This is a genomic window from Cupriavidus lacunae, assembly GCF_003353055.1.
GTDB lineage: Bacteria > Pseudomonadota > Gammaproteobacteria > Burkholderiales > Burkholderiaceae > Cupriavidus > Cupriavidus lacunae.
Map to the genome: position 1 here is coordinate 1 of NZ_QKWJ01000148.1, position 9579 is coordinate 9579.

The following is a 9579-nucleotide window of genomic DNA, read 5'->3' on the forward strand; positions in this document are numbered from 1 at the left end:
TCTGACGATCAACGGGCACGAAACGACTCATCTATGGGCTCACTCAGCGAACAGTGAATTTATCAACGCTCAACCCGTCCCGCCGGACGACTGGAGATCCCCGAAAATCCGACAATCTCCTAGAAAGCACTCTCGCCCTCGGAAGCTTGAGGGCAATAATCAGTGGGGGCCAGGAATGGCACCGAAGCGTCTCCGATCAAGGCTGATGCGCGTAGAGATGGATGCCATCTCGGTCAAATGGCCTATTTGCGGCTTCCACTGGCGTCGGTAGGCTTTCGATTCCGCCGTCTGCAAGGGCATTGCAGATGACTAATGCGGTTACAAAAGGCAATGGCTCAGTCCGCGGAGGTCCATGACCATATTGAATCGGCCACGATTCCCGGAGGATTCATTCGAGACGCCGCTGCGTCAGTGGTTACGCAGCGGCGCGCCGGTTCTCAAAGGTGTCTACGCGCCGACTGGGAGTGGGAAGACCCGCGCCGCCAGTCGCCTGGTGGTGGACGCATTTCATCAAGACCAGGTCATTCCCATTTATGTGGCCCCGCTTAAGCGCCTGATCGAAGAGTTCATTCCTGAAGTCACGCAGACACTGCAGTCACTGGGTTTGGATATCCCGATTTACCGTATCTATGCCCGTAGCGATTTTGAAAACGATGACACGCTTCTGGAAGAAGTCGTGCCCTTTTGCACGGCCGCGAAGCAGTATTTTATCGCCGATAGGGAATTGCCCTTCGAAGAGACCGACGACGCGCTGGTGGACGACCAGGGCGAACCACCGTCCACCCGGATTACGCCCGCCATGCGCTTGCGGCGGATCGAAGGAGCGGTATTCAAGTATCGCCGTGCGCGCGACATCCTCAAGCTGATCCCCTCTGAGGATGTGGTGAACGAAATGAAGTCCGCCATGAGCCGCATCTGGAGCGACCTGAATTACGTTTGCGCCGCAATCGTCGAGCACGAATTGCTGAATGAGCATGCTGCCGGACTCTTTCAGCATAGCAAGCTCCGCCCCATGTTGCTCAGGCTTGTTCCCCTGAATTTGTTCGACCAGCAACCAGGCATCTTCGTTTCTACCACCAGCAAATTTGCTAGCAAGCCTACCGTATATTCGGTCGAGCGCAACAAACTCGATATCCCGAAGCTTGTACGTGGCAAAGCGGATTCCTTCTTTGGCTGGGCGGCTGCGCGTCCCGAGCGGTTCCTCCTGCTTGTCGACGAAGAGGAGGAGTCCCATCAATTTATCATGAAGTCGCTAAAGAAGGAGTTGACAAACAAGGATGTTGATCTGCACCGTGTCATTTACTCCTTCTTCCACCATTTCGATTTGTCTAGTTTTTCCGCTTATGCCGAACATGACAGCGAAGCATTTGCCAGAAAGCTATTCGACAATTCCGGCGAAATACTGCGTTCGCTGGATAAGATTCAAGAAGCCATTGTCAGCAATCCGGACCTGGACGATCAGGTGGCAGCGATGCGGGGCATACCCTGCTGTGCCAGCTTTAGCCCGTCATGGGTGCGGAAGCTGATAGAAGATTTTCTGAGCAAGCATGACGTCGACAACCGCTTCTCACGTTTGGAGGAGAAGCTCAGGATCCTGGAGACCGTCAAGAGATTTATCCAGGACACGATCAAGCCGTGGCCCGACCGGAATGCGGTGGAGTCGGACTTCGACGTCTATCGTCGACTGGAGAACGTTTTTCACGACAAAAAGCATATCCTGATCAACACCGGTTGCCTCGGTGAGTTCCGAACGGACATGGTCTATCTGTTCTTTAATGAACGGCTAGAGATCTACGAACACGAAATTCTCGAACAGATTCGCGTCGCTCCGGTGCTTGCGCACAACAATTTGGAACTGATTTCTGCCGCGAGCTTGCAGGAGAACAAGGACGTCCAGCGCCAGAAGAACAGCTTTTCGCTGGGAGAGTTTTTGCGGTTCGTGATGCTGATCACCCGCGTGATCCTGCGAACGAGGATTCAAAAACCCCTCGGTGCTTCCCTGGCGCGCATATCCGATCATCAGTGGAAAGTGCTATCGATGTATCGCAACAAGATTGGCGGATGGCGCATTCCCAAGGACGCTTTGCCGGAGTTGACTCAGGAGGCCCCGGATGAGCCGCTTACGGCCGAGGCCGTCTTTCGGCGCGCCAAGTTCGCCTTGAGCATCGTGGAAGATTCGATGCACCGGCAGGAATACGCGAACGATATGCGCATCATGTCAATCGCGGCGACCGTTCTGAAGCGGACGCCGGAGGATATGTTGGACGAATTTTTGACGCAGAAGCGGCGCAGGCAACCCGAGTTGCCGGGCAACCTGGCATATGTGCTGTCCGCGACCGGTGGCATGGGTGGCTGCTGGGGTGGTCTCCTGTTGCCTTATTTGGGGGCGCAACTGGAGGAGGCCGGCGGAAGGGTGATAGGGCCGACCGACAGCGAATTCCAGTTCATGCGAGCGTTTCGCGAGTACCGGGCGTCCAAGCGCCAAACTGCGGTGAAGGCATTTGATCGCGAAATCTATCTGGAGCGGATCGAGCCCGGTGATCATTTTCATCGGGTCGAGCACCAGTTCATCCATGAACTGGTGTTCGAGGGGAGCCATATCGGGCGTAATCCGTACAAGGTCGACGAACTGAAATACCTTTGCGCCTTGTTGTGGCGGCTGGCACTGGGGCCGGAGCGATCGGCCATTGCCTTCACGCAGACCGTAGGGAACTTCCGGCTGATACTGGATGGACTCTCCCGACGGGGTCTGGGGGTAGAGGCGGACGAGCGCATTGAGGGTCTCTACACGTTCGATCCGGCCGTGTTCGGCGGCCCCCCGGAACCTATCAGACTGATCCTCTATACCGCCTCCTTCGGGCAGGAGCGCCGTCGGTTGGGCGATGGGGAATCATCGCCGGTTGCAGACGGGGAAATTAGTGAGGACGACGTCGACGAGTCTCGGCTCCAGTCCCTGCTCGACGAACGGGAACAGAAGCTGCTAGTGGTCAGCAGCTTCCGCTCTGGCAATCGGGGGTTAAACCTGACACCCAAGTGCAAGCCGATTCGGCAACAGGACGGACGCCATCTCCCGTCGTCGATCAAGGATTTTGACATTCTGATGTTGGCGATGTCGCCGTACTACGATGGCCTCTATCGCGTGTCGCACCAAGAGCTGGCACACATGGAACGGCTGCAGGCCATGCAGCAGCGATTGTATCTGGACGGGCGACTGTCCGACTATCATCTGCGGGACTTGCCGGCGGTGCTCAGAGACGAATCAGACGACGTCTTTTACGATGAATACCTTCGGAAGATCGGCCGCGAAATGGTCCAGACGATCGGGCGAGTTGAGCGGGTGGAAGACCGGCCGGCTCGCCAGTTGATCCTGATCAACCAGGAGCTTGTGCGAGAACTCGCACATTTTCATCAGGTCGAGCCTGACTTCCATCGACGCTTGTCAGCGGGAAACTATGCGGTTTACGAACATGTCAAGGAGTTCGTTCGGCGTACCCGAATGTTCGAGACCGAAGCAGAGTGGGCCGACTACGCTGCCCGTGAAATCGTCGCCGGAGGGGATTTTCTGCGCGCTAGCCGGCGTATCTATCGTGGCTTTCGCAATAATGCCAACCGTCAAGCCTGGGCGCGCATCCGCAGCCCGCTGATGTTTCGCGATCCCGCGGCTTACCTGGCTACGCTTGCTTCGGACCCGGAAGGCCTTGACCAGAAGGTCTGGCAAGACTTTGTCAGCAACCTTTTCATTCCCAACAGCTTGGCCGAACGCTACGTGGTGAAGGCGCGTCAAGTGATCAGCGCCACACCAGGTCTCTCCGAATTGCTTGGTGAAACATTGTGCGCTCTGGTTGAGGGAGCATACGGCGAGCTGGCCATCTATGCTGATCTCGATCACGGCAAAGGCCGCCGCTTCGACGCGGCCGAGCGTTTGGTACCACGCGCATTGCGGTCGTGCCCGGAGTTTGCCGAAGTTCAGCGCAAGCTTGGTTTGGATTTTGATACCCTCTACAGTGAATGGGTGCCGCGTCCGCAGTTTTTCAATGATTATGTCAAGGGCTATTTTGCCGAGCTGGTCATGCAGGAAATCCTGGCGCGGCGGGCAGGCATTCGCCAGATCGACCCGTTGAGCCACCCTGGCGCGGCGGCAATCTTCGAGCGCTTTGATATTTTCATTGAGGGGCGCGATGTCATTCTCGCCCTCGATTTGAAGAACTGGAACCGCAGGAGCGATCGCATGCTGGGCGCGCGGACTCGCATGGAGGCGGTGCCGAAAGTGCAGATCGTGGCCGAAGCATTGCGGATGCCACTGGCCCTGCGACGAAAGACGATTAGCGGCGCCCAGCGGGTTGGCAGTCTACTCGGGAAGCGGATCATTCCCATCTACATCAATTTGTGTGGGGAACGACCGCACAGCGATGAAACGCTCGAGGGGTATCCCATCCATTTCTATAATCTTTTCGTGGCCGTACGTGATGAAGCGAACCTGCTGCGGTACGAACTCAACGCCGATCTGCTAAGCCGGTTGGCGTCCGTCAAGCGGGAAGCGTAATGTTTGTCGACACCCCGGCCGAGATTGCCACTGCCTGGACTAACTTTATTCGCGTCGACGACTCCATCGACGCCGCCGCAGAGCGGTTGCTCGCCTTTCTTCGGCTCGGGGGGGAGGGACACTGGGCGGTAGGTTCCACAGAGCTCGCGAAAGCTGATCGCAAAAATCCCGACGTTCGGATCCAGGCGCGCAAGCGACAAATCGCGGGCCCGCTAGGGCTGGGTCCGGATGCGATTCCCTTCCTGCGGGGCACCGGGGAGGGGCAGTATTTCTTCCTGAAACCCGGCCCCGCGGCCACGGTGCCTGCGGAGAGTAACGCGGCGGTCGTGATCCACCTCTGTTTGCTGGCTGGACTCCTGCACCGGACGGCATACGGCGCCAACGCCATGCGGGCGCAAGCCATCGGACCGCATGTCTATCTTGGCGCCCGAAGTTTTACCACGAAGCAGGGGCAGACGGGCATCGAGGCGTTCGAGCTCGGCATTCGAATTCGGCATAACGAAATACAAGCGACCTTGTCAGCGCGAGTGATGCAGGTTGCGGCCGGTGAAATGGTATCCGGCACCGTGGCGGACGATGAGCATGATGCTGGCTTTGTCTTGTCGAACATTTCGCCGACACGCCTGCAAAAATGGGATGCGCGGAAGTCCAGGCCGCTTGATATCACCTTTGACAACGCGTCGCTCCGGCGTTCGCGACTGTTCTTGCTGAACCGGATCACCGAACTCTTCTGCGCGATTCTGCAGGAATCCGGCGTTCGCTATCAGCGGACCAAATTCTCGCCGTCTCAGACCATCGCGTTGCCACGGCTCTCCCTTGCCGAGATCGCCCATCAGGACCACGCAGTGCTGATTGTGAACAATACCGGCGCGCGGCTGGTCGATCGCGACCGGGAGCGCATCATCGAGGCGCTGCGCTTTGATGGGTTACAGTTTCGTGGGATTGACTTCTATCGCGCCGGGCTGCCGGCGACGAATGCCGACTGGACTCAATTGGTGGATGCCCGTACCGCCTTGCTGGTCCTGAATCCGGCCAATGCGCCGTTCGGCAGCGTTCGCATACAGGGCGATCCATGCAGTCGTCCCTGGGAGGCCTATCACGGGCTGACAACTGCTATCTTGGCCCAAGACGATGTGGATCGTTACACGTGGGCGAAATACGTGCATCTCTATCGTCGCGACAAGCCTCGATACCCGGTCTTGCAGGGGCTGGACTGTTCGGTGGACCATGACACCGTTGTTCTGCCGGATGTACCCGTGAAGAAAATGTACGAACTGCGTCGTTGCGCGCTGGAATTGGGCATCAAATGCAATTTTGCTCAAGGCAAAGTCGCGCTGCCGACACAGTGCGAGGTTGAGGGTGATTTCACCCTGATTCACACCGATTCGGTGACACTGCAATTGGGCAGCCTGAAGGGCGAGAAGCTGTTGATGGCTGCAATCGTCAAGGTAAGAGCGGGGAATGGCGCAATCCAGATTGTCCATCGCGAATTCCATCCTGATCTAGGGCTTGGCGAGGTACAGGCGCTGACCCGGCAGTATCCCTGCTTGCAAAATAGAATCTGGGCGGACCATTTTTTCGTCGTGGATGACGCCAATCAGGTGTTCCTGCAGCGCATTACCGGGGCGCTGGCGCCAAAGATTCTTCTCAATGCCAAGTATGGGAGTATTGAACAGGCCCTCGACGAGATGGCGCGCAACGAGGGACTGTTACCGTCAGGTGTGTTCAGTCGCGGTGCCGACTGGGCATTGCTTCCGTTCTATGTGTCGCCCGGCAAGGCCGCTGGGCGGAAGTGGCGCGACACCGCGTACATCGAAGACCGGGGGATGTTCTTGCGATACTTTGTGCCGTCCCTCTTGCCGGCAGAGGTTGCCATGGGCTTCTCCAATCTGCATGACCTCATGGTCTTTCACAACCCAGCACCCGTGGCAAACGGAAGCGGGTGTGTGCCGGTGGAAAGCGGCCTGCTCGGGCAAAACGTGGTCAAGCTCTATCTCGCCACCTTGACGAGCGGCATCCTGCGTCTAGAGGAAACCAGCAAAGCGTCATTGCTCGAGAAGCTGGCCAGCCTGGGCGGAATGGACACGTAGGGAAGGGGGACGTTGCGCTCCGACCGTGTGGCCGAACGCTTGGCTCGGCTGCGGCGTGATGGCATACCAGGATGCCAGGCGCTGCCGGTGCCGGACCGCCGCCGCAGGCATTGCCACCGAGTTTGCTCGCCACGACTAGCCTCGCGGGACCGATCTTGGCAAGACGCGCTGGGTTACGAGCGGACCATTGCCTGGCCGGACGCCCACGGGCGTGTCGGCACGATGTCCTCGCAATGCAATTCGGCGTGCTGCATCCCTTCCAAATCTGGGCACTGACGCCCGACCGTTCGGTGGTTCGCCGCCGCCTTCGTTGCGCGGAGCGTGGCCTCCGGCACTTGTTCCCCCAACTGCATTGCCTCGTACGTGACGTCGGCATGAGGCTCAGTCTGGCAAGCCGGCGAACGGTCCGTCATGCCGCCTGACGCGCATGGCGCAATGGCCCAGCAGGGGCGGTGGGACCGGGAGCTGGCCGGGGATAGGCCGGCGCGCTGGCGGCGAGGGTCGCGACCGCTCGGGCGCTGACCGCTGGTGTCGGCGGTCAAAGCGCGCCGGTGGCTGGGCTGGGGGATTGGCGCTCAGGGCTGCCCGCTGGGATCGCTCCCGTTGTGCCGGGCCATCCCTGACGTCGGGGTGCGGGTGTCGTTGGCGCCGCGCCACGCTCGCGCACGAGGCGGCACAACCCGACGCTGGCCCACCGGTGGTGCCGTCTGGCGAGGCATGGGATGCCGAGCCGAGAGGCGAGTTGGAGCTAGCTGGGAAATACCAGCAAATCCGTCTATAGAGATATCAATACCTATCTGCACAGGCGTTTCTGCGTCTCGCCACCCAAGCGGTGCATGCACCACCCGCACGCCGCTGCCTCAGGAGGGCCCGTATGGCTTCCGACCCTGCCAGCCCGCCCCGCCCGGCGCCGCCCGGCGCGCCTGCCGACCCGGAACGCCCGGGCCCCCAGGACCGCCGCCGGCGCGGCGCCGGCCAGCCGGTGGCTGCGGTGCGTCACCTCGGCGCGCACCTGTTCGCGTTCTACCGCGGCATCCTGGAAGGGCTTGACCTCGCCGACCTGGGGGCACGGTATCTCGAGACCGGCCGCGACCGGCGCCAGGCGCGTCTGGCGCAACAGGCGATCGCAGCCGAACTGCTGCGCGGCGTGCGCCGGCTGCAGGCGCCGCCCGACGACGCGTCGAACGCGGAGGGCGCGGAGGGCGCGGCGCGCGGCTCAAACCATCTGCCAAGCGTCGAAACGTGGCAGGCACTGTTCCGGACGATCGGCGCCGGCGTGCCGGCACGCGTGCGCGCCCGGCAACTGACCGCGCTCGAGTACATTCGCCCAGCTCTGACACGGACGCCGGCGCTGACCGATCCCGTGGCGGGCTGGTTCGCGCCGGCGGTGGCGGCGCGGCTGGAGGCGGTGGGCCTGGTCACGCTGGCTGACCTGCACGCGCACGTGACCGCGCGCGGCGTACGCTGGTACCGCACGGTGCCGCGGGTCGGGGCCGTGACCGGCCGGCACGTGATCGCGTGGCTGACGGCCGAGGCCACGGCGCTCGGTGCGCTCGCGCCCGCCACGCTGGTGCCGCGCCGCCATCTGCCCGTCACCACGCGTGCGGCCCTGCGGCCTCCGGCCGCCATGATCGCGCCGCTCGAGGCGCTCCTGCTGCCCCAGGACCGCGATGGCCGGCACGCCCACAACCGGCCTGGCCCCGGCGCGATTCCGCGCACGACGGCGCAGACCGACCTCGCCGCGATCCAGGCGTGGCTAATGACCCGCGGGCCGGAGCACGGTCCGACCTGGCGCACCTACCGTTGCCACAGCGAACGCTTCTTGCTGTGGGCGGTGTTCGCGCGGGGCAAGGCGTTCAGCGATTTGACGGTCGAAGACTGCAGCGCTTACCTCGCCTTCCTGGCCGATCCGCAGCCGGCAGACCGGTGGGTCGGGCCGCGCGGCGTGCCGCGTTTTCGCTTTGACTGGCGCCCGTTAGCGGGGCCGCTGTCACCGGCCAGCATAAGACAGAGCTACACGGTGTTGCGCGGGCTGTGCGGCTGGCTGGTCGAGGCGCAGTATTTGCGCTACAACCCGTTCGCCCTGGTGTCCAAGCCGCGCAGCGCGCGCACCAGAATTCAGGTGGCGAGGAGTTTCAGCAAGACCCAGTGGGCATTCCTGCAGCGCTGCGCCGCGGACCTGCCGCCCGATGACCCGCGCAGCGTACGCCTGCAGTTCCTGCTGCGCTTCGCATATTCCACGGGCCTGCGCATCGCCGAGCTAGCCCGCGCCACCGTGGGCGACCTGCGCCACCACGACCTGCAGGACGACCCGCGTGGGAGCTGGGAGCTGGTCTTCACCGGCAAAGGGACCCTTGAGCGTGAGGTGCACGTGTCGCATGCCGCGATTGGCGCGCTGCGGCGCTACCTCGTGCATCGCGGGCTGGGCGAGGATTTTGGGCGGCTGCATCCGGCCACACCTTTGCTTGGGCGGGTCAAGGCCGACGAGCGCGCCGGGGCGCTGTCGGTCCAGCAAGTGCATGCGATTCTCAAACGCTTCTTTCGGCGGGCCGCTACCGCCTTGGAAGAGGAAGATCCGGCTGGCGCGGCTCGGCTCGCGAAGGCCTCGGCCCACTGGTTGCGGCATGCATTCGGCATGCACGCGGTCAGCGCCGGCGTGGCCCTCGATGTCGTGAAGAGCCAGCTCGGCCATGCATCCTTGGCCACCACCTCGATCTATTACCGGCCGAAAGGTTTTATGCGCAGTCTCAAATCCCACTCGCGATAGGCAAAGGTTCTCGGTCGTAGGAACTGTACATAAAAGTTTGGACAGGATGTGGAGGTCCCGCAACCAACAAACGGCGTGCGTAACCTCCTCGGCCCTACAGCGAATGGAGCCATTCGAGCAGCGTTTTGTTCTGCTGCCACGATGGGAACTTTGGAAGCGGCGCACCGTCACTGACTTTC

General features: G+C 61.4%; 3 protein-coding genes. All 3 read left to right on the top strand.

What is annotated here, in order from left to right; genetic code table 11:
- The first annotated feature begins 352 nt into the window (after window positions 1-352).
- The 3 genes from DN412_RS41145 (at window position 353) to DN412_RS41160 (ending at window position 9400) form a co-directional block, all read left to right on the top strand.
- Window positions 353-4543, top strand: coding sequence for a DEAD/DEAH box helicase (locus DN412_RS41145; RefSeq protein WP_115216759.1), 4191 nt, complete (start codon window positions 353-355; stop codon window positions 4541-4543).
- A complete protein-coding gene (locus tag DN412_RS41150; protein ID WP_115216760.1) occupies window positions 4543-6633 on the top strand; it encodes a hypothetical protein in 2091 nt (696 codons plus the stop codon). The genes DN412_RS41145 and DN412_RS41150 overlap by 1 nt, the downstream gene beginning before the upstream one ends.
- Before the next feature lie 874 nt (window positions 6634-7507).
- Complete coding sequence (locus tag DN412_RS41160) at window positions 7508-9400, top strand: phage integrase family protein (protein ID WP_115216762.1); 1893 nt, start codon at window positions 7508-7510, stop codon at window positions 9398-9400.
- The last annotated feature ends 179 nt before the right edge of the window (window positions 9401-9579 follow it).

What these genes read in the sequence shown, in the direction of transcription:
- DN412_RS41145 (WP_115216759.1), top strand. Translation starts at nt 353, where the DNA reads ATGACCATATTGAATCGGCCACGATTCCCGGAGGATTCATTCGAGACG.
- DN412_RS41150 (WP_115216760.1), top strand. Translation starts at nt 4,543, where the DNA reads ATGTTTGTCGACACCCCGGCCGAGATTGCCACTGCCTGGACTAACTTT.
- DN412_RS41160 (WP_115216762.1), top strand. Translation starts at nt 7,508, where the DNA reads ATGGCTTCCGACCCTGCCAGCCCGCCCCGCCCGGCGCCGCCCGGCGCG.